23 protein-coding genes are annotated in these 23,196 nt (G+C 61.0%); 7 read left to right on the top strand and 16 right to left on the bottom strand.

Going from position 1 to position 23,196, the window contains the following annotated elements; all coding sequences use genetic code 11:
* The 3 genes from DFS13_RS37690 (at position 1) to DFS13_RS37680 (ending at position 2,808) form a co-directional block, all read left to right on the top strand.
* Positions 1 to 909 (top strand): TniB family NTP-binding protein, encoded by a 909-nt coding sequence (locus tag DFS13_RS37690; RefSeq protein ID WP_009687862.1) that lies wholly within the window; start codon positions 1 to 3, stop codon positions 907 to 909.
* Positions 906 to 2,123, top strand: a complete 1,218-nt coding sequence (locus DFS13_RS37685; protein ID WP_038442277.1) for a TniQ family protein — start codon at positions 906 to 908, stop codon at positions 2,121 to 2,123. The genes DFS13_RS37690 and DFS13_RS37685 overlap by 4 nt, the downstream gene beginning before the upstream one ends.
* Positions 2,124 to 2,184: 61 nt before the next feature.
* Positions 2,185 to 2,808, top strand: coding sequence for a recombinase family protein (locus DFS13_RS37680; protein ID WP_003155741.1), 624 nt, complete (start codon positions 2,185 to 2,187; stop codon positions 2,806 to 2,808).
* 173 nt (positions 2,809 to 2,981) lie between these two features.
* On the opposite strand, the gene DFS13_RS37675 is transcribed toward DFS13_RS37680, so the two are convergent.
* The 5 genes from DFS13_RS37675 to phnC are packed head-to-tail and all read right to left on the bottom strand — an operon-like array spanning position 2,982 to position 7,389.
* Entirely contained in the window at positions 2,982 to 3,866 is an 885-nt protein-coding gene (locus DFS13_RS37675) for a LysR family transcriptional regulator (RefSeq protein ID WP_080324167.1), read from the bottom strand.
* Complete coding sequence (locus tag DFS13_RS37670; protein ID WP_009238667.1) at positions 3,863 to 4,873, bottom strand: phosphonate dehydrogenase; 1,011 nt, start codon at positions 4,871 to 4,873, stop codon at positions 3,863 to 3,865. The genes DFS13_RS37675 and DFS13_RS37670 overlap by 4 nt, the downstream gene beginning before the upstream one ends.
* Positions 4,874 to 4,897: 24 nt before the next feature.
* The gene (phnE, locus tag DFS13_RS37665) at positions 4,898 to 5,695 is read right to left on the bottom strand and encodes a phosphonate ABC transporter, permease protein PhnE (protein WP_024569577.1); all 798 of its coding nucleotides are present in this window, start codon (positions 5,693 to 5,695) and stop codon (positions 4,898 to 4,900) included.
* A 12-nt stretch (positions 5,696 to 5,707) separates the two neighbouring features.
* Positions 5,708 to 6,568, bottom strand: coding sequence for a phosphate/phosphite/phosphonate ABC transporter substrate-binding protein (gene phnD, locus DFS13_RS37660; protein WP_038442281.1), 861 nt, complete (start codon positions 6,566 to 6,568; stop codon positions 5,708 to 5,710).
* A gap of 2 nt (positions 6,569 to 6,570) precedes the next feature.
* Positions 6,571 to 7,389 carry a phosphonate ABC transporter ATP-binding protein gene (phnC, locus tag DFS13_RS37655; RefSeq protein WP_020200553.1) on the bottom strand — a complete coding sequence of 273 codons (819 nt, stop codon included), beginning with the start codon at positions 7,387 to 7,389 and terminating at the stop codon, positions 6,571 to 6,573.
* Between the two features lie 517 nt (positions 7,390 to 7,906).
* On the opposite strand from phnC, the gene merE reads away from it, so the two are divergent.
* Positions 7,907 to 8,143, top strand: coding sequence for a broad-spectrum mercury transporter MerE (merE, locus tag DFS13_RS37645; RefSeq protein WP_027813555.1), 237 nt, complete (start codon positions 7,907 to 7,909; stop codon positions 8,141 to 8,143).
* A 492-nt stretch (positions 8,144 to 8,635) separates the two neighbouring features.
* Here merE and DFS13_RS37640 read toward each other — a convergent pair whose 3' ends face one another.
* From DFS13_RS37640 to DFS13_RS37630, 3 genes are read right to left on the bottom strand one after another with little or no spacing between them, the layout of a single operon-like run.
* A complete protein-coding gene (locus tag DFS13_RS37640; protein WP_027813965.1) occupies positions 8,636 to 8,860 on the bottom strand; it encodes a DUF1289 domain-containing protein in 225 nt (74 codons plus the stop codon).
* A gap of 3 nt (positions 8,861 to 8,863) precedes the next feature.
* Positions 8,864 to 10,171 carry a CDF family Co(II)/Ni(II) efflux transporter DmeF gene (gene dmeF, locus DFS13_RS37635; protein WP_027813554.1) on the bottom strand — a complete coding sequence of 436 codons (1,308 nt, stop codon included), beginning with the start codon at positions 10,169 to 10,171 and terminating at the stop codon, positions 8,864 to 8,866.
* A 9-nt stretch (positions 10,172 to 10,180) separates the two neighbouring features.
* Complete coding sequence (locus tag DFS13_RS37630) at positions 10,181 to 10,453, bottom strand: metal/formaldehyde-sensitive transcriptional repressor (RefSeq protein ID WP_027813553.1); 273 nt, start codon at positions 10,451 to 10,453, stop codon at positions 10,181 to 10,183.
* A 708-nt stretch (positions 10,454 to 11,161) separates the two neighbouring features.
* Between DFS13_RS37630 and DFS13_RS40520 the strand changes: the two genes are divergently transcribed.
* From DFS13_RS40520 to DFS13_RS37620, 3 genes are all read left to right on the top strand, one after another.
* On the top strand, positions 11,162 to 11,302 hold the full coding sequence (locus tag DFS13_RS40520) for a hypothetical protein (protein ID WP_164531308.1): 141 nt from the start codon (positions 11,162 to 11,164) through the stop codon (positions 11,300 to 11,302).
* Between the two features lie 113 nt (positions 11,303 to 11,415).
* Positions 11,416 to 13,074, top strand: coding sequence for an NRAMP family divalent metal transporter (locus DFS13_RS37625; RefSeq protein ID WP_027813552.1), 1,659 nt, complete (start codon positions 11,416 to 11,418; stop codon positions 13,072 to 13,074).
* 198 nt (positions 13,075 to 13,272) lie between these two features.
* Positions 13,273 to 13,494, top strand: a complete 222-nt coding sequence (locus DFS13_RS37620) for a hypothetical protein (protein ID WP_027813551.1) — start codon at positions 13,273 to 13,275, stop codon at positions 13,492 to 13,494.
* A gap of 566 nt (positions 13,495 to 14,060) precedes the next feature.
* Here DFS13_RS37620 and DFS13_RS37615 read toward each other — a convergent pair.
* From DFS13_RS37615 to DFS13_RS37580, 8 genes are all read right to left on the bottom strand, one after another.
* Complete coding sequence (locus DFS13_RS37615) at positions 14,061 to 14,663, bottom strand: undecaprenyl-diphosphatase (protein WP_027813550.1); 603 nt, start codon at positions 14,661 to 14,663, stop codon at positions 14,061 to 14,063.
* 31 nt (positions 14,664 to 14,694) lie between these two features.
* The gene (locus tag DFS13_RS37610) at positions 14,695 to 15,900 is read right to left on the bottom strand and encodes an MFS transporter (RefSeq protein WP_046196988.1); all 1,206 of its coding nucleotides are present in this window, start codon (positions 15,898 to 15,900) and stop codon (positions 14,695 to 14,697) included.
* A gap of 108 nt (positions 15,901 to 16,008) precedes the next feature.
* A complete protein-coding gene (locus tag DFS13_RS37605) occupies positions 16,009 to 16,509 on the bottom strand; it encodes a DUF2127 domain-containing protein (RefSeq protein ID WP_034176083.1) in 501 nt (166 codons plus the stop codon).
* Between the two features lie 63 nt (positions 16,510 to 16,572).
* Positions 16,573 to 19,710: an efflux RND transporter permease subunit gene (locus DFS13_RS37600; RefSeq protein WP_027813547.1), complete on the bottom strand. Its 3,138-nt coding sequence runs from the start codon at positions 19,708 to 19,710 to the stop codon at positions 16,573 to 16,575.
* Positions 19,711 to 19,775: 65 nt separating this feature from the next.
* Complete coding sequence (locus DFS13_RS37595) at positions 19,776 to 20,843, bottom strand: efflux RND transporter periplasmic adaptor subunit (protein ID WP_027813546.1); 1,068 nt, start codon at positions 20,841 to 20,843, stop codon at positions 19,776 to 19,778.
* A complete protein-coding gene (locus DFS13_RS37590) occupies positions 20,843 to 22,237 on the bottom strand; it encodes a TolC family protein (protein WP_027813545.1) in 1,395 nt (464 codons plus the stop codon). The genes DFS13_RS37595 and DFS13_RS37590 overlap by 1 nt, the downstream gene beginning before the upstream one ends.
* A gap of 161 nt (positions 22,238 to 22,398) precedes the next feature.
* Positions 22,399 to 22,680: a DUF4148 domain-containing protein gene (locus DFS13_RS37585; RefSeq protein ID WP_046543880.1), complete on the bottom strand. Its 282-nt coding sequence runs from the start codon at positions 22,678 to 22,680 to the stop codon at positions 22,399 to 22,401.
* Between the two features lie 124 nt (positions 22,681 to 22,804).
* A partial coding sequence (locus DFS13_RS37580) for a HAMP domain-containing sensor histidine kinase (RefSeq protein ID WP_146610052.1) occupies positions 22,805 to 23,196 on the bottom strand: 392 nt, incomplete at its 5' end.

Raw genomic sequence — 23,196 nt, 5'->3', positions numbered from 1 at the left:
GTGGAAGAATATCCCATCATCGACTTGTCCCACCTGCTGCCGGCGGCCCAGGGCTTGGCCCGTCTCCCGGCGGACGAACGCATCCATCGCCTTCGCGCCGACCGCTGGATCGGCTATCCGCGAGCAGTCGAGGCGCTGAACCGGCTGGAAATCCTGTATACGTGGCCAAACAAGCAACGCATGCCCAACCTGCTGCTGGTCGGCCCGACCAACAACGGCAAGTCGATGATCGTCGAGAAGTTCCGGCGCACGCATCCGGCCAGAGCCGATGCCGACCAGGAGCACATTCCGGTACTGGTCGTGCAGATGCCATCCGAACCGTCGGTAATCCGCTTCTACGTCGCGCTGCTCGCGGCGATGGGTGCGCCATTGCGACCGCGCCCACGGCTGCCAGAAATGGAACAACTGGCGCTGGCACTGCTGCGCAAGGTCGGCGTGCGCATGCTGGTGATCGACGAGTTGCACAACGTCCTGGCCGGTAACAGCGTCAATCGCCGGGAATTCCTCAATCTCCTGCGCTTCCTCGGCAATGAACTGCGCATCCCACTGGTCGGGGTCGGCACGCGCGACGCCTACCTGGCCATCCGCTCCGATGACCAGTTGGAAAATCGCTTCGAGCCGATGATGCTGCCGGTATGGGAGGCCAATCACGATTGCTGCTCACTGCTGGCCAGTTTCGCCGCTTCGCTTCCACTGCGGCGACCCTCGTCGATTGCCACGCTGGACATGGCCCGCTACCTGCTCACACGCAGCGAGGGCACCATCGGCGAACTGGCGCACTTGCTGATGGCGGCGGCCATCGTCGCAGTGGAGAGCGGCGAGGAAGCGATCAACCATCGCACGCTGAGCATGGCCGATTACACCGGTCCCAGCGAGCGGCGGCGGCAATTCGAGCGGGAACTGATGTGAAGCCAGCGCCACGCTGGCCACTGCATCCGGCCCCCAGAGAAGGCGAAGCCTTGTCTTCGTGGCTCAACCGCGTGGCCCTTTGCTATCACATGGAGGTGTCCGAGCTGCTGGAGCACGATCTTGGTCACGCTCAGGTTGATGACCTGGATACCGCGCCACCACTGGCGCTGTTGGCGATGCTCTCCCAGCGGAGCGGCATCGAGCCGGACCGGCTGCGTTGCATGAGTTTCGCCGGCTGGGTGCCTTGGCTACTGGACAGCCTTGATGATCAGATTCCAGACGCATTGGAAACCTATGCGTTCCAGCTCTCGGTGCTGCTGCCGAAACTCCGCCGTAGGACGCGATCCATCACGAGCTGGCGTGCCTGGCTGCCCAGCCAGCCGATACATCGCGCCTGTCCTCTCTGTCTGAACGACCCGGCAAACCAAGCCGAACTGCTTGCATGGAAGCTGCCCCTGATGCTGAGCTGCCCGCTGCATGGCTGCTGGCTGGAATCCTATTGGGGCGTGCCTGGGCGGTTTCTCGGCTGGGAGAACGCCGACACTGCGTCGCGCACCGCCAGCGACGCGATTGCAGTGATGGACCGGCGTACCTGGCAGGCACTGACGACCGGCCATGTGGAACTGCCGTGCCGACGCATCCACGCTGGATTGTGGTTTCGACTGCTACGCACGCTGCTCGATGAGCTGAACACCCCGCTTTCGGCGTGCGGAACCTACGCGGGGTATCTCCGCCAAGTCTGGCAAGGCTGCGGGCATCCGCTGCGTGCTGGGCAAAGTCTGTGGCGACCGTATGAAACCCTGAACCCGGCAATACGGTTGCAGATGCTGGAGGCGGCGGCAACGGCAATCAGCTTGATCGAGTTGAGGGATATCAGCCCGCCAGGCGAGCATGCAAAGCTGTTCTCGTCCGAGCCCCAAACCGGGTTCACCAGTGGTCTGCCGGCGAAACCGCCGAAGCCCGAACCCGTCAATCACTGGCAACGGGCGGTCCAAGCTATCAGTGAGGCGATCATTGAAGCCCGGCACGACCCCGAGACGGCACGCTCGCTGTTCGCGTTGGCTTCCTATGGTCGGCGCGATCCCGCTTCCCTGGAACAGTTGCGCGCCACCTTTGCAAAGGAAGGCATTCCCCCGGAATTTCTGTCACATTACGAGGCTGATGGACCCTTTGCATGTCTTAGACAGAATGACGGGTTAAGTGACAAATTTTGACGACCAGAACTTTCCGGTGCACACTGTCACATAATCGAACGTATACGTGACGGGTGAAAAGGTGCTGATCGGCTACATGCGGGTATCGAAGGCGGACGGATCCCAGTCCACCAATTTGCAACGCGATGCGCTCATCGCCGCTGGTGTGAGCCTTGCGCACCTTTACGAGGATCTGGCCTCGGGCAGGCGCGATGATCGCCCAGGGTTGGCTGCTTGCCTGAAGGCGCTTCGTGAAGGGGACACGCTGATCGTGTGGAAGCTCGATCGGCTTGGCCGTGATCTGCGCCACCTGATCAACACCGTGCACGACCTAACTGCGCGTAGCGTGGGCCTGAAGGTCCTGACCGGTCACGGTGCGGCGGTCGACACGACGACTGCCGCCGGCAAGCTTGTGTTCGGTATTTTTGCCGCGCTGGCCGAGTTCGAGCGTGAGTTGATTTCCGAGCGAACAGTCGCTGGACTTATCTCGGCGCGCGCTCGCGGCAGGAAAGGGGGGCGCCCCTTCAAGATGACCGCCGCCAAGCTACGCCTGGCGATGGCCAGCATGGGGCAACCGGAAACCAAGGTGGGCGATCTCTGCGAAGAACTCGGGATTACCCGGCAGACGCTCTACCGGCACGTGTCGCCCAAGGGCGAACTGCGGCCAGACGGCGTAAAGCTGCTCTCCCTCGGTTCAGCCGCATAAATGGAGGCGACCTGGAACGGGGCGCTGTTCAGTGCGGCAACGATCCGATTACCGGTGTCGACCCTCAAGAGCCGCTCAGAATTTCTGGCCCAGCGCCGGCAGTGCAGCGGTTGCGGTCAGTGAGATGCGCGCAGAGAAGGTCAGCTCTCGGCCAGAAGCAGACATTCGTTTTGCTATTTATATTCTATTGAGCCTAAATCCGGAGAATGGAGAATCAAATCTGCAAGGCTTGCCACCGGACCGCTTAACGAAGTTTCTGAGCGATGTACGAGATAAAGATCTTTGTAAACATCTTCTTCAATCGGAATTGCATGTAACCATCCGCTTGCCTGTTCATGCTTGACCGCGCTTTCCATCACAAGCGAGATTCCTAGCCCTGCGTGGACCGCGTGTTTGACCGCCTCGGTGCTACCTAACTGCATACCCACTGTGAACTCTGCCGAGTCGGCACCGGCATATTGTTGTAGTAGGCGCCCAGTTCCGGTAGCCGCTTCGCCTCCAAGCAAGATCTGGGATTTTAACCACTTAAGTGGAATGGTCGACTCGGCAGCCCAAGGATGGCCGGGGCGAACAATGACAACCATCCTCTCGCGCCGCCATACTGTTGAGACGAACCCAGGACGTGAGTCCCACCACTCCATTACCGCTACATCCACTTCAAGCGTTTCCAGCAAAGCGGCAATCTCGATATTTTTGCCGATCCTCACATCGATCTTGTTTGCTAATTTATCTTGGAGCGCCTTGATATAGGGTTGTAAAAGATAAATGCCGATATTGGAGCTTGCACCAACGACCAGGCTTTTATTGTGGAGGGCTGCCGTAGCCTTATGGCTAGTACGGAGCAATTGTTCCGCATAGGGGAAAAAAATCTTTCCCTCCAATGTCAGGCTTTGCGGCATTGTTGCGCGGTCAATCAGCCGGGCCTGCAAAGACTGCTCCAGCCGCTTGATATGCTGCGTTACTGTTGGCTGGGACAATCCAGTTTGCTTCGCCGCTTCGCGAAAGCCCCCGCATTTGACGACGGCAATGAACGTCGCCACACGCTCCAGATCTATCACGCCGCCTTTACTCCCGGATACGGCTGATTAATCGCGCCCATCGGTTTTTCACCAGCGAGTGCCTGGATGATGTTCATCGCTGCCTGCCGCTCGATTTCAAGCCGAACTTCCTTGACCGCCGATCCCAAATGCGGCGTAAAAAACGTTTGTGCCGTATTGTCGAGCAGCGCCTTGGGGATAGCCTGCGGGCGATCAGCGCGTATCCATTCTTCCATCTCGAAGACATCGGCTGCATATCCAGCTAGTTTTCCAGACGCCAGTGCTGCTATCACCGCATTCTCATCCACGACCGAGCCGCGACATGCATTGATCAGGTAGCTACCGGTTTTCATCTTGGCCAACGCGGTGGCATCGATCAGATGCAGTGTCTCTGCGGCCATCGGAACCATCGGCACGACATAATCACATTTTTCGAGCAGTTCATCGAGCGTGACGCGCTGTACGTGCCAAGCCTTTTCTTGTTCGGCATTGAGCGGAATCGGATCGCAATACAAGAGATTCATTTCAAAGCCAGCCAAGCGCTGGGCGATTGCACGGCCGACCGCCCCCATACCAATGATGCCAAGCGTTTTTCCTGTCAAACCAGAGCCATATAGTGTCGGCCGCCAGCCTTGGAAGTGTCCGCTACGGATTTGCCTATCGCCTTCCAGCATATGCCTTGTCAAACCGAGAAGAAGGCCGATAGTCAGTTCAGCGGTCGGGATCGTAAGCAAATCCGGCACAATCGTAAGCCATACACCGTGGCGTGTGCAGGCGTTGACATCGAAGTTATCATAGCCTTTAAGCGCGGCGCCGATGACACGCAGCTTTGGACATTCCTCGAGAAACGCGCTGTCGATGCTGTCCGGCATGAAAGCCATGAGTGCATCCGCATCTTTGGCTCGCGCAATTACCTCAGAACGCGGCAAGGTTTCCCGTGTGGTGTTGGGGATAACATCGGCGCTAGCGGACAACAATTCGATGATTTCCGGGTGCACCCAGTGGGTGAGGACGACTTTGGGCTTCATAAAAACCTTTGTAAGCTTTGGGAGTTATTTGAACTTGCGACGCAGGAAGGAGCTGAAGGCGTCGACGAGGGTAACCATGCCTAAAATAACCAGCAAAATAGCCGAGACATCCTGGTATTGCATGATGCGCAGAGAGCCCATCAGCTCGAACCCGATTCCACCGGCGCCGACCATGCCCATCACGGTCGAAGCACGGAAGTTGTATTCCCATCGATAGATCGCGGTATCGGCCATTTGCGGAAGCACTTGGGGAAAGATCCCATGAAAAATCACCTGCAATGGCGTGCAGCCCGCTGCATGCGCGGCTTCTACCGGTGCCGGATCGGCATGTTCGATCGATTCCGAAAAAAATTTGGCGATCATGCCAACCGAATGTAAGCCTAGGGCTAAAACACCCGGCAATGCGCCGAAGCCAACGGCTGCCACGAACAGGATGCCCATGATCAGTTCGGGTATCGATCGCAAAGCGTTTAACATGCCGCGTGTGGCTTGATACACGAGTGGATGAGGGCTAGTATTCCGCGCGGCGAGCACTCCTAAGGGAATGGATAGCAATACCGCGATTGCCGTGCCGGCGATACTCATGGCCAAGGTATCCAGTACCGGTTTGACCCAGGTGCCAGCCTGCGAGAAGTTCGGTGGGAACATCTCGCCGGCAATTTTTACCAGGCTTGGCATGCCATCCTTCAATCGCTCGGCATCAAATAGGCCGACGTAATACCAGCAACCGATCACAATCGCCAGCACAACGGCAAACTGCAGTATCGTGCGGTTCCATACGCGCTGGCGCTCGGCCAGAATCAAACCAAAATCAGCTTGCATGCTGTCGCTCACTTAGAACTTCGACAGATCGAGCTTGAGCAGTGTGCCAAGGCTGCGCACCACGTCATAGTCTTTGTCGCTGATCGGGCCGAAACCATCGGCTTTGAAAGGTTTCAGGACTTCCGGATCTTTGAGATTCAAGAAGGCTGCACGGATCTTTTCCTTCAGTTCCGGCTTCAGATTGCTGCGCATGGTCCACGGGTATTGCGGATATGGCTTCGATTCGGCAAGAACTTTTACTTTGTTGGGATCGACCAGTCCGCGCTGAACCAGGGATTCAAAAATCGGCTTACTCAAGCCGCCAGCCTGCGCGTGACCGTTTTGCACGGCCATGGCCACCGCGTCATGCGCACCGACAAAGTGTTCGCGATAGTTTTCGCCGGCTTTCAAACCGTTTTCCGCCAATATCGACTTCGGAATCAAATGGCTGGAGGTGGATGCCACATCACCGTAAGCGACATTCTTGTTGACGATATCACTGATTTTGGCGATGCCGGCGCCAGTATTGGCGATCAATACGGACTGGTAGGTAGTGCTACCCTTTTGCTTCATCGCTGCGAATGGCTCGATGTCGCTCTTTTGCTTAGCCAGCACATACGACAAGGGGCCAAAATATGCCATGTCGATACGGCCGTGACGCATGGCTTCGATCATTGACGAGTAATCAGTGGTAACCACCAGCTCAATTTTCTTTCCCAGCTCTTTTTCCAGATAGATTTCGAGCGGCTTGTTGTTTTTAATTACGGTCGATGCGTTTTCGTCCGGCAGTAGCGCAACTTTGAGCGTTTCTGGATCGGGATTGGATGATGCATGGCCAATGCTGCAGACGGCGGCAAGCAAGACAGACATTAATGCGGATGCGAGTTTTTTCATAATCAATCCTTTACGGTAGCAAGTTGCATGGGAAATGAAGTATCGATAAGCCGTTCCTCTCGAGCGTCTTGTGGAACGCTCAAAGAAGAACGGGGTACTTGTTCATACAGCGTGTCGTAACTGGCTTGATCCAAAGTCTGCGGTGCGGCATCAAAAATGACTCGGCCATGGGACAGGCCAATAATACGGTCGGCATAACGTTGAGCGAGGTCTACCTGATGCAGGCTGACGACCGCCGAAATCCCGTCCTCTTTACAAATGCGGTGCAGCAGACTTAGCACTCGCTCTGCAGTAGCAGGATCGAGGCTGGCTACCGGTTCATCAGCCAACACCAGTTTAGGTTGCTGAGCCAGAGCCCGGGCAATACCGATGCGTTGCTGCTGGCCGCCGCTCAATGCGTCGACACGGCTTAAGGCTTTGTGCAATAAGCCGACTCGGTCCAGACTTTGCAGGCATATGGATTGATCCTTCGCCGGGAGGGGGAATAGACTGCGTAATGCCGTGTGGTAGCCCATTCGGCCCATCGAAACGTTTTGCAAAGCCGTCAGTCGGCCAATCAATTGATGCTGTTGAAACACCATGCCAGTCTGTCGGCGATGCATGCGCAATGCACGCGAGTTCGCCAAATTTCCTAAGCCGGCGACAATGGTGGTGCCGCGCTGCGACGCATGCAGCGAATTAATACAGCGAAGTAGCGTGGATTTTCCAGCGCCGGAAGATCCGAGCAATACGGTGAACTGTCCCTGATGGAGTTTGAGAGTGGTGGGATACAGTGCAATCGCATCACCATAACTGACTGAGACATTCTGTAGTTCGATCATGACACCTCCGGCAGATTTGAATTCGTAATCAAAAATGATGACCTGATTACGAATCTGAATTGCAGCGATGGTAATGTCGTGATATGACACCATGATGACTCGTTGATGTCATTTTTGAGACATGGTCGCGGGTGCCTGTGAGGGAAATAAGTTGTGCTATCTATGCCAAATATAGACGCCTGCTATCGGTCGATAGCCGCCGATCCAAGCGCGCAGCACGAGGGGCAGCTCTCAGCCTCAAACTGCCGCTCGGGTTCTCACATCAGTTGGTCGCTCTTGGCCGGCAGCAGCCCGTCGTTGCCTGATGGATCCAACCCCTCCGCTGCTATAGTGCAGTCGGCTTCTGACGTTCAGTGCAGCCGTCTTCTGAAAACGACAGCCGCCGCGGGTCAGCAGTGGGCCGCGACACGCCCCGGCATCGAGGTTGTGAGCGTCCGGGACGCCTTCGCCGTGGGCCGCGAGTGTGCCGAGCGGCTGTTGGGGGCCACCTGCCTGCGAAACGCGGGGAGCACAAACCGTGCGTGATCCAACTGCACCCGGATTAACTCGTAGCGCCCGCTGGCGCGCCTGGCTCTGGGGTGCGCTCGCGGCGCTCACGTGCCCATGCCATTTGCCGATCGTGCTGCTGGCACTGTCCGGCACGGCGGCCGGAGCACTCGTCAGCCAGCATCAGGGCATCGCCGTGGTCGTGCTGCTGGCGTTTTTTGCCTTGTCGCTCACATGGGCGCTGCGCGCGTTCCGGGCGCCCCGGTGATCTGCGCATCGGTGCGCTCAGTCACGCGTCGGGTGTCAGGCTGAGGCATGCTTCAACCTGACGTCAGGCCTGCGACCAAAGCGCGTCACGTTAGGGTTGACTTCCTCATTGGTGGACACACGTTTCTCCGTGTCGAAGACCCTAACCTGACGATCTCGCCGCTAAACGTACGAAAAAGTCCGAATCTTGACGGCACCCCTATGCGGGCGCCGCTTTTTGCGCCGTGACCATCGCGCTGGTTTGGCTCCAGCGGCGGCCTCAGAGAACATAAGGCACGTCAAGCCTGCTGCCGCGGCAGCAACGGCCTGAATTCGCGCAAGCCAGTCCTGGCGCTGCGGAAGCCGCCGGGAGTCGCCGGTCAGGTTGATATGCTCCGGGTCTGACGCCATCTGCTATAGCAACGGGGCGTCGCCGGTAGTGTTAGTGTGGCCGTACAAGGCGGCTGCGGCGCCCTTCAGGCAAGTGTGTTTCACGGCGCTACACCGCACTTCGTCATTCCGGAGTTCCAGAGCCCGTGGCGCCCCGGCCATCGCCGTGCGCCGGCCCTCGTACAAGTTTTGCCTGCTGTCGCGCGCGATCGTTGATGACCTGATGCCGCCGATGGTCCGTCATTGTCTTCCAGTTGCGGATTTCATCGCGTGTGCGCAGGCAGCCGGTGCAGAACCCTGTCCGACCATCCATGACGCACACGTCGATGCACGGTGACCTGACGGCCATCGCTCAGGCTGCGACACGCGTCGGGTTGACTTCCACCGTCACGTGCGACAAGCCCCGGAAGCGTTTGAGTGCTGCGTGATAGAAGCCAGGGCTGCGTTGCGGCTCGGTAGTCGCAACCGACACCACCGCGCCCATGTGACCGGGTCCCAGGCGCCATACGTGCAGGTCGATTACCCGGTCGCCATGGCCCTCGATCGTGCGACGGACATTGTCAGACAGTTTGCGGTCCAGATTCATGTCGAGCAAAATCCCGCCCGTGTCGCGCATCAAACCCCACGACCAGTTCGCGATCACCAGTGCGCCAATCACGCCGGCAAGCGGGTCCATCCACATCCAGCCGAACGTACGCGCCAGCACCAGCCCAATGATGGCCAGCACGGAGACGGCTGCATCCGCGATCACGTGGACGTACGCCGAACGGATATTGTGATCCCGGTTCGCAGCGGTGACTGCGTCGTCATGGTCGTGCTCATGCTCCTCGAAGGCGAGTTCGTGCAAGCCGTCGCTCAACCGGACGACGGCCTTGAACTCGTGCGGCTCCGGAATCTGGTCGGTTGACTCCAGGTAGCCGCCCCGGTCAACGAACGTGAACGCTTGACGTGCGCCGTCCGGGCGTACCGTCGTGACCGAAACCCCGTCTGCGGCCAGGCGCGAATCCTCCGTCGCCGGCGTTATGCGGAAGACGGGCGGCACGCCGTCCTCGAAAACCGAAACCTCGAACACGCCAGACGGAGTGAATATGCGCCGGACCTCATCGTCATGAGCATGGTCGCCGTGATCTTCGTCGCCATGGCCGTGACCGTGACCGTGCCCATGTCCATGCGCATGCCCGTGGCCATGACCGTGATGGTCACCGCTCAGCAGCCAGACGCTCGCCAGGTTGACCAGCAGTCCGACCACCGCGATGGGAATCGCTTCCCCGAAATGGATTGGCACCGGCGAAAAGAAACGGGATACCGCCTCATAGGCGATCAGCAGCGCAATCATCGCCAGCACGATGGCGCTGGTGAACCCCGCCAGATCGCCAAGCTTGCCGGTTCCAAACACGAAGCGCGGATCCGACGCGTGCCGGCGCGCGTAAGTGTAAGCAAGCGCCGCGATCAGCATGGCACCCGCGTGCGTTGACATGTGCAGACCGTCGGCGACCAGCGCCAGTGAGCCGAACAGACTGCCGCCAAGAATCTCGGCCACCATCATCGCACTGCAAAGCGCAATGACTGCCCAGGTCCGCCGCTCGTTCTGCGCGTGTGCCGCGCCGAGATAGATGTGATCGTGTCCGGCGCCAAAGGCTGCGCTCTGGAAATCGCTCATGTTGCCCTCTTACCTGAAATAGCTGTGGATCACTTCGATCAGCTCCTCTGTGCCGCTGACATGCCCGTGCGACGGATCGGCATCGACCAGATGAGTTCGGACATGGTCCTCCAGCACCACTGCCAGAAGACCATTCATCGCGCCACGGCAGCTCGTAATCTGCTGCAGCACCTCGGAGCAACCGCGCTCTTCCTCGAGCGAGCGCTCCACCGCTTCGAGCTGCCCCTTGATGCGGCGCACCCGGTTGAGCAGCTTCTGTTTCTCGCGAATTGTGTGGCTCATGAAAGGCATCTCCGTGAAGACTGGACGGGACTGTAGCACATTTACAAAGATATAGGGGGTATAGGTATATTATTTGGCCGGAAATTCTCCGGCATCATGCCCGTTCGTTGATCGAGTTGGACCCGTGGCGATGACCGCGTCACCCACAAAACCGCCTGAATTGGCGATTCATGGGGCCAGGATCGGCACGCAACACGAATTTTTTGCCCCCAGCTTAGATCCGGTTGACTCAGGATACCCCCACCCCCTACAATCCAACAATCTTCACGGACGGGGCAATTGCCTTGGACACCTGCAGTAGTCGACCTTTGATCCGTTTCGCTGCCTGACTGGCAGGACGTCCCCGCGCTCACCTATCAGCCGCCGTCCTGCCGTCAGGCAGACGGTGCGCGCCGCAGTAACGCAGCCCCGTGCACCCCAGAAAGCGCCATCGACCCGCGTGCTTGCGCGAAGTCAATGGCATCGTGACGCGAGTCCCACTCGCGTGCGCATCTGCTCCCTGTGAGCAGCGCGTGAACCTGTACGGGCGCATCTGGCGCCAGAAAGGAGCCGAAATGCCGGACTGTGACAGTTACCCCATATGCCGCTCATCCCTGCTTTTCATCAGGGCAAACGGGTAGCACGCACCTCACGGCGCCCATGATGCGCCGGTCTCCGTGTCTGCCCGCGCCCCACGTTTCGCGTCCTGCCAGACGCACGGAGAACATCATGAACTTTGGCCTTCTCGTGTCGCAAAACCCGCACATCGACGACTCGCGTGCCTGCTACGACACCATGCTGTCGCTGCAGCCCCGCACACCGAACCGCTTCGCTGCATTCTGGCGCTGCGTCAGCCGACTCATCTCGTAACAGGCCGTAAGCCATTTCGGCATGCGCGACGGACGCGTTTTTCCAGCGACCGGTCCGCTCGCGCATGCTTGACCGCCACAGAGTTGTTCCAGCGCAATCCGGGAACCATAAAAATGTCTACGCCAACTGATCTCTCACCACCCACGCTCGGGCGGGAACGCACCGCAGTCCTCGATTCGGCCCATCTGGGCGACATCAAGGGAGCGCTCGGCACCATTGCCCACCACGACACCGCCCCGCGCACGACATGGTGGGCGCGCTTTCGAACGTTGCTGGCTATTCTGGGCCCGGGCCTGATCGTCATGGTCGGCGACAACGACGCGGGCGCCTTCAGCACCTATACACAGGCTGGCCAGAACTACGGCACGACGCTGCTGTGGACGCTTCTGCTGCTCGTGCCCGTCCTCTTCGTCAACCAGGAAATGGTCCTGCGGCTCGGTGCGGTCACCGGCGTCGGGCATGCGCGGTTGATCTTCGAGCGCTTTGGCAAGTTCTGGGGGGCGTTCAGCGTGATCGATCTCTTCCTGCTCAACGCGCTCACGATCGTCACCGAATTCATTGGCATCACGTTTGTGCTCGACTTCTTCGGCCTCTCCCGTATCGCGGGCGTCTGCATCGCCGCAGCGCTGACGATGGCCGCTGTCAGTACGGGGAATTTCCGGCGCTTCGAGCGCTTCGCCGTCGTGCTGTGTGCGCTGAGCCTGCTCCTTGTTCCCGTGCTGGTGTCGATACATCCGCCGGTTGGCCAGATGACGCGCGACTTCTTCATCCCGAACTGGCCTGCGCACTCGAAGCTTTCGGATGTGATGCTGCTCGTCATTGGTATCGTTGGTACGACGATCGCACCCTGGCAGCTGTTCTTCCAGCAGAGCTATGTGATCGACAAGCGCATTACGCCGCGCTTCATGAAGTACGAGAAAGCCGACCTGTGGATCGGCATCGCACTGGTGCTGATCGGCGCAGTGGCCATGATGGCGTTCAGTGCCGCGCTGTTCTCGGGAAAGCCCGAATTTGGCAATTTTACGGATGCGGGCGGCGTCATCACCGGCCTTGAAAAATACGCCGGCCGTACCTCGGCCGTGCTGTTTGCGATTGCGCTCTTCGATGCGGCGATCATCGGCGCAGCGGCAGTCTCGCTGTCGACCGCCTATGCGATTGGCGACGTGTTCAAGATCCGTCACTCGCTGCATCGGGGCGTGACGGACGCGAAAGGCTTTTACCTTGTGTACTTCGGCATTGTCGCGCTGGCTGCCGTAATCGTACTGATTCCCGGTAGCCCCCTCGGACTGCTGACCGAAGCGGTCCAGACGCTCGCCGGCGTGTTGCTGCCGAGTGCTACGGTGTTCCTGCTGCTCCTGTGCAACGACAAGGCCGTGCTCGGACCATGGGTCAACTCCAGAAAGCTCAACCTGTTCACAGGGGCGGTGATCTGGGTGCTGGTGATGCTGTCGATCATCCTGACCGCGTCGGTGATGTACCCGGATATCAGCGGTGAGACGATTCTCGTAGTACTCGCGGGCGGAACCGTGCTGGCCATCGCTGGCTATGCCGTGACGGCTGCGCTGCGCAGAGGTAGCAGGGACCCCGTGGGCTCAACCCAGGCATGGCCAGAGGGCGCACGCGACACGTGGCGCATGCCGCCGCTGAACGATCTGCCGGCGCCGAACCTGACGCTGGCCAAGCGTGTCTGGATGGGAGTCCTGCGCGGCTACCTGCTGCTGGCCGTGGGGCTCGTCGTGCTCAAGGTCGTGCAGATGACCCTGTTGAAATAGCGCGCTGCATCAGTCGTTTCACGCGTGCAGCTGCACGCAGCTCAGTTCAGGGCGCGTTTGTTGTGACCCGCACCTCAATCCCGCCGGAGCATACAGCGGGACGCCCGGTGGACGCCAGATGCCGGCCGGATGGCCGTTGAGCGGGGCGCGACAGGAAATGGTAACCGCAGTGGCCGATCTTGCTGAGGAGGAATTGTCGTGAAGTACCTGAAAAACCGGGATGCAGCGTGGATCGCGATGCTTCTGGCCGGGTTTGTGGTCCTGGCTTTCATGTTCGCAGCCAGAAACACCGGCGATATCACATTGGGAGACACCTCGAGCGCGGGTGCGAGAGCGCCTGCACCGCATCAGGTTACGACCCACTGCCTGATTTACGGGAAGTACTGCCTCGGCGAGTCGTTACGTGCAAGCCAGGGCTGAGCAGTGGCGAGCCGGGTATGCCCCGGCCTCGCACCTGAACGCAGGGTGCGCGACGCGCCTACGCCTAATTTCCCGGTGCGGGTAATCGTTAATATCTGAAGCTTCGGGTATTAACGAATCACGGCCAACCCTCTAGTTCGGCCCGGCTGATGCCGTGATGAGGATCGGCCGGGATTCGTAAATTTTCGCCAGAAGCGGTTTAACGCATTGGTGAGTAAAAGAAATTCGTTGTCGTCGAAGGAGCGTGGTATCTCGCAATACTGAATTCTGGAGACTGTGCCCCCTTCGGCAAAGACATGCCCGCTCGCTCCAGGGGTTTGAGGAACCTGGCCCCCCAATGAGTTCAGGCATGGCTAACAGTACCAACGGCAACTTGGCGTCCGCGCCCACAGAAATAGCGATCGCGAGAGACGGAGCATCTGATCGCCGAAGTCGATGGCGTCCAAGAAAAGTGAGTTGAGTGATAGGGCAGCGCTGGCCCACCCGCAAAAACCGCTCGCAAGTTCGTCATAGGACTGCTTCAACCAAGGGATGTCGCGGACCTGTTTGCTGCATGTACGGCTCCGTTAAGGTCGCAGCCATCGTCGGCCAATCGGCATAGCCAATACCTTCCTGTACAAGGCAATCGAAGCCCCGGTTACCACCCTGCCCCCGACTCGCCAGAACGGGCTGCCAAGCATGTAGGCGATCCAGGCGACAATTGCCGCCCCGATCATGTCAAACGGAAAGTGCACGCCAACAAACAAGCGGGCCCACGCAACGGCGATATCGACGATCAGTGCAAGCAGTCCAAGTCGTCTTTTTCCTGCGTAGAAGAGTGTGAAAGAGATCGCAGAAAGCAATGTGGCGTGATCGCTCGGAAATGACGAGTCAGGAGCATGCGCGAGGAATGCATGCCCTATTCCGATTGCGAATGGCCGGGGGTGGTACCACACCATTCCGATCAACTGGTTAATGCCGAGTGCCAGGAAGCCAACAAAACATGCACGCAGGGCCATTTCCCGCCTCTCGTCGCCGCCCGCCAACCACAGGCAGACAAGTATGACAGGAGCCGCCCAGATAGCATAGTTGGCGATGATCACTCCCATTCCGATGAGCCAATGCGGCGTCGCTGGCGTGGCGTTGAGCACGAGAAAAATGGTTTGATTGAGCGCTTCGAGCGTTTCCATAAGAGGCTTTTGTCGTGAAGATCAGGATCGGTCAGCGGTTGCGCTTCTCCAGGCGTGGCGCGAAACGGCACATCACCAGTGGGACGACAGCCAGACCGGCTCCGGCAAAGAACGTCGCCGACGCGCCATGGCGATCCCACAGCCAACCGGCGATGACGCTCGCGACCAGCATGCAGACGCCGCTCGCGAGATTGAAAAGGCCGAACGAACTTCCGCGAAGTGTCTGCGGCGCTGTTTCTGCGACCATCGCCGCGAGAATGCCTTGTGTGAAACCCATGTGCAGGCCCCAGAGCGCAACGCCGAGGAGGACGGTGATGATCGACGCGCTCGTGCCCAGCACAAGATCTGCCGCGATCAGGAGCACGAGCCCCCAGGCGAGTAGAAACCGGCGATCGATGCGATCCGAAAGTGCTCCCGCGGGGTAGGCGGAGAGCGAATAGGCGAGACTCATGACCACCATCACGCCGGGAATCCACGCGATATTCAACCCGGTCTGCTGCGCGCGCAAGACAAGGAAGGCCTCGCTGAAGCGCGAAAGCGTGAAGGTGGCACCGATCGCGACCACGAACCAGTAGCGCTCCGGAAATTCACGCCATGCCCGCCAGTGCAGCGGGGACCGGAAGCGACGAGGCGCACCTTCACCGACCGGCTCCTCAATGCCAAACAGGATCAGGCCGACCGCGATGAACGCGGGTACGACCGCGAACCACAGGACAGTGCGAATGTGATCGGAAAACCCGAGCATCAATACGATTGCGGCAAGGGGTCCTGCAAATGCTCCGATCGTGTCCATCGACTGCCTCAGTCCAAAGCAGGCGCCACGAATCTCCGGGGGCGAGACGTCTGCGACGAGGGCGTCACGCGGCGCACCGCGAATCCCTTTGCCCGCGCGATCGACAAGTCGTGCGGCCGCGACAATCCCGGGTGTGCCGGCCAGCGGGAAAAGCGGCTTGGAAAGCGCGGCCAGCCCGTAGCCGAGCAACAACAGCGCCTTGCGTTTGCCAAGCCAATCACTTACGGGCCCCGAAAAGATCTTGACGATCATTGCGGTCGCTTCGGCTGCCCCTTCGAGCACACCCAGCGCGCTCACGCTCATGCCCATCGTGGTGACGAGAAAGATGGGCAGCAACGCATGAACCAGTTCGGACGAAAAGTCCATGAAGAGGCTGACAAACCCCAGCATCCGGACTGCACGGGGAATCGGAATGCGGTCGATGGTAGATGTATCAGGTAGCATCGTTCGTTGTCTGGAATCGGGAGAAAGCTGTTTTCTACCGGGCATCAGGCCGGTGCGGCGCCGCGGACTGTATCAGCTCCGCCCGACACGGGATCCCAGCCAGGCGCTCTACATTACCGCCTTCTGCCCGTTTCGGAGATATCGGTATTCGTGCCAGGTGAGGGCGATAACGACGATGTCCAAGGCCGTGACGAGCAACAACCAGACTGAGTGCGTGAATGTAAATCGATAGACCTGGTAGCCAATGAACAGGCCGAAAACAATCATGGAAATGGGAAAGTACCAAAGTCTCTCGCACAGCAAACCGATGATCAGCCACAGCTTGATCACGCCGTGTCCGAGCAGATAAATCGCCGCGAATTTCTGGGTGTCGACAGAAAGGTGCTGTACGGTATGAAGGAGAAAGTTGGCGACGAGATCATGGGGATCTTCCGCAAACTCATCCTGCGTGACCAAACGCACAAAAGTCAGAAAAAGCCGCTGCGGAACGAAGTATGTGACAACGCCGGCAGCGATTTCTGAAAGCGCGAAAATCGCCTTGAACCACAGGCTCAATTCAAACACCAGATGGAGCTTCTTCCCGTCAAGCAGCTTGTTCAGACCAATCACGGGGATCTCTCCAATGGTTCGCAATGCGGGTCGCGTTCGCTTCGTCTTTACCGTGACACCTCGTCACTGGCCATCGCCCGTTTCTCCTGATACCGCTGCTTGTCCGGGTTCGACCAGTTCCTCGCGCGCGAAACGCCCGTAACGCAGTGCCAAGGTGGGCAGTACGATCAGGTTCAGTGCGGTCGAGGTGAGCAGGCCGCCAAGAATGACAATCGCCATCGGCCCCTCGATTTCGTTACCCGGCGCGCCGCTCGTCACGGCGAGCGGCAGCAGGGCGAGCGCAGTCACCAGTGCAGTCATCAGGATCGGCACCAGCCGTTCCGACGCACCGCGCACCGCCGTATTTATGTCCCAGGCCAGCCGGTCGACGTGCACCAGATGCTCGTAGTGGCTGATCAGCATGATTGAATTGCGCAGCGAGATGCCGAGCAGCGTGACGAATCCCACCATGCTGCCCAGCGACAGGTTCGCGCCGGTCAGCACGACGCTCAGAACCCCGCCCACGAGCGCGAAGGGCAGGTTAATCATGACCAGCAGCACGCCGCGACGGCTCTTCATTGCGAGGAACAGCAGCAGCGCGATGCCCACCAGCGCAATCCCGCCGTATGCGAGCAGGTCGCGTTGCGACTGCGCGCGCGCTTCGCTCTCACCGCTGAAGACGGCATACGTGCCCGGCGGCATCCTGATCGCGTGATTCACACGCGCCTGTGCTTCCTTTACGAAGTCGCTGACGGGCCGGCTGCCGAGATTGACCGATACCGTCTGCACGCGCTGGCCACCGTCATGTGTGATCTGGTAGCGTCCCGCGACCTGACGGATCGTCGCGAGCGAGCCCAGCGGCACGGCAAGGCCGTCGCCATTGCGCACCATGAGCTTGCCAATGTCGCCGACGGTCTGACGCTGGGCCGGGTCGAGCACAACGGCGAGGTCATAGCTGCGGCTACCCTCGTAGATCTGGGATACGGTCACGCCCGCGTAGGCAGCCTGGAGAGCATCGAGCACCTCGACGGGCCGGAAGCCCCAGCGGCTCAGGGCGTCGGGATTCAGCCGCACGTCCAGTTCCGGAATCCCGGGCGGCGAATCCACCCGCACGCTGGCGACGCCGTGGATCGTGCCGATCAGCTGGGCGATCTGCTGCGCCGTGCGATCGATGACGTCGAGATTGTTGCCGAACACATTCACGACCACCGGGGCCGTGGTGCCCGAAATGGTTTCGTCGATCCGTTCCTCGAGAAACGTGTTGACCGAGGTGGAGAGACCCGGAAAGCGCGCCAGCGCCTGGCGAATCCGGTAGAGCGCCCAGCTCTGGCCCGATGCCCCCATCGGCTTGAGGTCGACTTCGAACTCGGAGAGCTGCACGCCGGTGGGGTCGACCACGCCATTCGCGCGGCCCGCACGCTGTGCCACGAGACGCACGCCCGGCACCTGCATCAGCGCGTTCGAGACCTGCGTGCCGATGCGCAGCGATTCGGCGAGCGAGGTGCCCGGTGCGAGCCCCATGTGAACCGTGTAGTGGCCTTCGCGCAGTTGCGGAATAAAACTCCCGCTCATGAATGGCAGTGACGCGAGCGCCGCGGCGCACATCACCGCGACGATCACCATGACCGCCTTCACATGCTGTTCGACTTTCGTCAGCAGCGCGATGTAACGCGTCTTGAGGCGCCCGATCAGGCGCGGCTCCCGCTCGGGCAAGGGTCCCTTCGCCAGCAGTGCGAGTGCCATCGCCGGCGTGAGCGTCAGGGCGACGCCGAGCGACGCGAGCACGGCGAGAATGTAGGCGATACCCAGCGGCGCAAAGAGCCGTCCACCGATACCCGTGAGCGTGAGCACGGGCAGGAAGATCAGCGTTACGATGAAGGTGGCGAACACCACGGCGCTGCGAACTTCGAGCGAAGCACGCAGCACGACCCGGAAAGCGGGCAGCGGCTGGGGCAGCGTGCGGTTCTCGCGCAGGCGCCGGTAGATGTTCTCGACGTCGATGATGGCATCGTCGACCACCTCGCCGAGCGCGATGGCGAGCCCACCCAGGGTCATCGTGTTCAGGCTGACGCCGAACGACGTCAATACGATGATCGCGACCAGCAGCGACAGCGGAATCGCCACCGCGGAAATCACGGCGGTGCGCACGTTGAGCAGGAACAGGAACAGCACCGCGATGACCAGCACGGCGCCGACGATGAGCGCGGTGCGCAGGTGGCCGACGGCGGCCTCGATGAAGTTGGCGGGCCGGAAGACGTTGGTGTTTACGTCCACACCTTGCCGGGCGAGCGCGGGTCCGAGTCCCGCGAGCGTCCTTTCGATGTCGCGCGTCACGGCCATCGTGTTGGTCCCGTACTGGCTTTCCATCACCACCATCACGCCGGGCTTGCCCATGATCGATGCTGCGCCAACAGCAGGTGCACTGCCCCAGGTCACGTTGGCGACGTCACCCACACGAACCGCCGCGCCGTTGCTGGAACGCAGCACGACACTGGCCAGTTTTTGCGGTGTCGCGATCTGGCCATCGGCGTTGACGGCGATGCGCTGGTTGCTGTTCTCGATGAACCCGGCGCCGCGCACGCCGGTGGCCTGGCGCGCCGCGGCAATCACGTCCGGGATCGACAGGCCGTGGCGCATCAGCTTCGCGGGGTCGACCTGGATCTGCAGCTGGCGCGTCTCACCGCCGAACACAATCACGTCGGCCACGCCGGGAGTGCCGAGCAGCTGCGGTTTGACCGTCCACTGGGCGATGTCGTAGAGGTCCGCGAGCGAGCGCGTCGTCGACGTCAGGCCAATGGTGCGCACGACGCTCGTTGTCGTGGTGAGCGGCAGGAGTTGGGGTGCGGTGACGCCCACTGGTAGCGAGCCCGCAAGCCCGCCGATGCGCTCGGTGACGAGCTGCCTGACCTGCATCACGTTGGCGTGGTCATCGAACACAAGCGTGACCGAGGAGAGGCCCTGCATGGACCGCGAGCGAATCGACTTCAGGCCCGTCATGCCGCCGAGGGCATTTTCAACCGGCTGGGTGACGAGGCTCTCCACCTGTTCGCTGGTCATGCCCGGAGCGGCCGTCTGCACGATGCTCATCGGCGGCGCAAATTCGGGAAAAACGTCGAGCTTGGCGCGCGTCAGCGTAAAGAGCCCGTAGCCGGCCGCCATCACGGCCAGCGAGAAGATGACGCCGCGAAAGCGCAGCGAAAAGCGGATGATCGCGTCAAGCATGGGGCGTGGAATGGGACGTGGAGTCGCGTTGTTCTGGGCAGGTCATGCACGGTACGGTCGCAGGATCAGTCATCACATTCGGGCGGATCCTTGCACGCGGTGGCGATGCCCTGAGGCTTGAGCTCTTCGGAGAGCAGCAGTTGCGCACCCTGCGTCACGATCTGGTCGCCGGCGTGAAAGCCCGACGTGACCATGAAGCCGCGGTCGTCCTCGTTGCCGGCCGGCACGTAGCGTCGCGTAAAGCGCTCGGGGGCCGTGCGCACCCAGGCCCACGTCTGGCCGCCGTACCACACCACCGCCTGCGCCGGGATCAGCAGCCCCGATACGGCCTCGCTTGACGTCGGCACGCGTGCACTCGTGCGCAGATTGGCGGGCAGCGTGGCGTCGGCGACGTAGAGCCAGGGGCTCCCCTGCACGGCCGGATCAACGAGTGGCGAGGCGGAAAGCCGTTGGGCCGGCACCACGCGGCCGTCAGCCGTATCGACGGCGATGCGCTCGGGTGGCGCCATACCAAAACTTGTGGGCAACGTGACGCGCAGCACGACAGCCTGGCCCGACTGAAGGAGCTGGAACAGCCTCGAGGCCGGTGCGGCCGCGGCATTCGCGAGCACGTCGCCGAACTGCTGCCGCATCGCGCCGTCCAGCCCGTTCAGCGTGACCCGGGCAGACTGCAGTTTCGCTTCGTCGCCCTGCATCGTCGACTGTGCAGCCTGCAGGCTCTTCTGCGAAACATTGCGGTCGTCGGCAAACAGTGTGCGGCTGCCCTGGTACTGCGTCCTCGAACTGGCCGCCTGCGCGGTGAAGGTGTCAACGTCCGCGCGCGCGCTCGCGAGCCGGTTGCGCAGATCGAAGAGCGGCTGCAGATCGATGACCATCGCGTCGGCGCTGATGCCGGACTGGCTCATGACGGCGGCAAGCGGCGCCACCTCGATGTGGCTGGCCCGTTGGGCCTCGGGGCTCACGACCACGACCGTTTCACCGTTGACCGTCTGTACGGCGGGCGTCGGAGCCGACCGGGCTGCCGTGGCGGTCGATGCACTGGCGTCGTCAAACGCCTGGTTCAGGATGTACCAGCCTGCACCGGCAGCGAGGGCCAGCGAAATGACGGAAAGTAGGATCAGCCGGAGTTTCATTATGGTGTCTCTTCACTGAGGGTATCGCTCACCGCCTCATGACCCAGGGGTTGCTGCATCGCATCTTCGAGCGCGCCAGCGGCCTGCTGGACCGCGACTACGGCGTCGAGGTGGGCGCTCTTGCTGGTCTGGTAGTCAGCTTTCGCCTGCGTGAAGGTCAGCCGGTCCGCATTGCCGCTGGCGAAAGCCGCCGCCTGGCTTTCGAGTTGCCGGCGGGCACTTGCCAGATGGGCGTCGGACAGCTGCAGCGCTTCGAGGCTCGCCCGGTAGCGTGCCAGCGCGTGCGCAAGATCGCCGAGAATCCTGTCCTGCAACGCGCCGGTACGCGTGGCAGCTTCCTTGCGCTTCGCCTCGGCTTCCCTGATGCCGCCCTGGTTCTGATCGAAGATCGGCAACGTAATGCCGGCGAGCCCGAAGCCAATCTTGTTGGTGCCCGTGTCGTACGTGTAGCCGGAGCCGAGGTGGATGTCCGGATACTGTTTCGCGACCTCGAGCTGAAGCGCCGATTCGGCCGCGGCGTAATCGGCCAGCGAGGCGCGCAGATCGGCGCGATGGAAGATCGCCGCGCGCTGCGCATCCGTTGCGGGCGGCGCAGGCGGAACCGTATCGAAGGCGCTCAGGTCGAGCGTGACGCGGTCGAGCACGGTGACCGGCACGCCGATGGCGGCAGCCAGTTGTGCGAGCGCGTCCTGTTCGGCGCTTCGCGCGGCGGCCAGCTCGCTCTGGGCCTGGGTGTCGGCAAGGACGGCAGCGTCGACGTCGGGCTGCGAGTACTGGCCGACAGCGAGGCGGTGGCGGCTCATCACGGTGATCTGCCGCTCGGCGTCGGCCTTGGCGGACAGGAAGGCCATGCGTTCGCGGGCGGCGTAGAGGGCGAGCATGGCATCCCGGACCTGAGCGCGAACGCTCCACGCTGCGTTGACGATGTTCAGCCGGGCCGCTTCCGAGAGGTGGTTCGCCTGATCGACGCGATAGCCGCGCTTGTGCGCGGTCTCGATCGGAATATCGAGCGACGGCCCCCAGGTGAAGGGCGCTCCCGGCCCCGGGTTAGGCGTGTTGTACTGGAACGGCAACTGCAGGACCGGGTTGGGAATCGCGTTGGCGACGTCGATACCGGCGTTGGCCGTGCTCCATTGCGCACGGGCAAGGTCGAGGGCGGGGCTGTAGTAGAAGGCCGCCAGGGTGAGCATCTCACGATTCCAGACTGCAGGCGGCCAGGGCGTGACGTCGTGACCGGTCTCGCGCGCCACGTAGGCCTGCAGCGCCTCGCTCGCCAGCGTGCGCTCCTCGAATTGCCGGGCAAGCTGGGCGGGGGCGATCGGCTCGGGATGGTAGGTCGTGCAACCGGCCATCCCGGCGAAGGCGATAAAGACAAACGATAATGTGCGGCGCATTCTTGCATCCCATCGGATGGTGTGCCGCCCACCCGGGCAGCGTCCGGGGCGGATGCTACGCCACCGGTTGTGAAGTTTTCGTCAAGAAGGAACGGCCAGGACGCCGCCGGGGCGGGCATGCGGTATTGACGCCAGCTCTGTCAACGCCACATGTGCCGCTCTCAGTGGTGCCTGAACAGGGTCGGGTTCGATTGCTGCCACGTTGGCGCGCCCGCCTGGGCGTTCCCGTTCATGGATGCCCCGGAACCGGAGGTGTCGCAGTTCATTTCGGACATCTTGTCGGGGTAGCTATTTCTGGGTAGACGCATCAATCCTGACTGCTCCGCACACGCCAACTGGGCACGGACCGCGGCGCGCGTCGGGCCGGGGGTTGGCTGGGCAAATGCAAGTAAGGGGGCAATCGCAGAGGATGCGACGAAGAGTGCAGCGATTAGCGATTTCATGAGCGACTCCTTCACAATCTGGTCAATATCTGTTCCGGTAACTTACGGAACAGCCCATAAGCCCATGCTACGCAGGGGTTTGTGAAGTTTTCGTCAAGAACGCATCAGCAAGCGTGCAGTCGACTCAGGTCCGGCTCGTCGCCGGCAGGCGCAGCGAGACGCAGGTGCCAACGCCTGGCTCGCTGTCGATCCGGATCGACCATCCATAGCGATCGCAGACCTTTTTGACGATCGACAGGCCGATTCCGACGCCAGGCGTCGCAGTGCGCGGCGACCCGGCCTGGTAGAACCGGTCAAAGACATGGGGGAGTGCGTGTGCCGGAATGCCTGGCCCGGTGTCTTCGATGTGCAACCAGCCGTCTGCGTAGCGAAACTGAAGGCGTCCGTGTTCGGTATGCCGGACGGCGTTGTCGATGAGGTTGGACCTATCCGTGATTTCGTGGGCGAGGCATATGATGAGGTGTAAAAGCCATGGATATGCCGATGAAGAAGAAAAGACAGACTGTCGCGCGTCAG

Origin of the sequence: Burkholderia sp. 28_3, from assembly GCF_003253915.1 — a bacterium.
Lineage (GTDB): Bacteria > Pseudomonadota > Gammaproteobacteria > Burkholderiales > Burkholderiaceae > Burkholderia > Burkholderia cenocepacia.
This window is presented reverse-complemented; position numbering and strand designations above follow the sequence as displayed.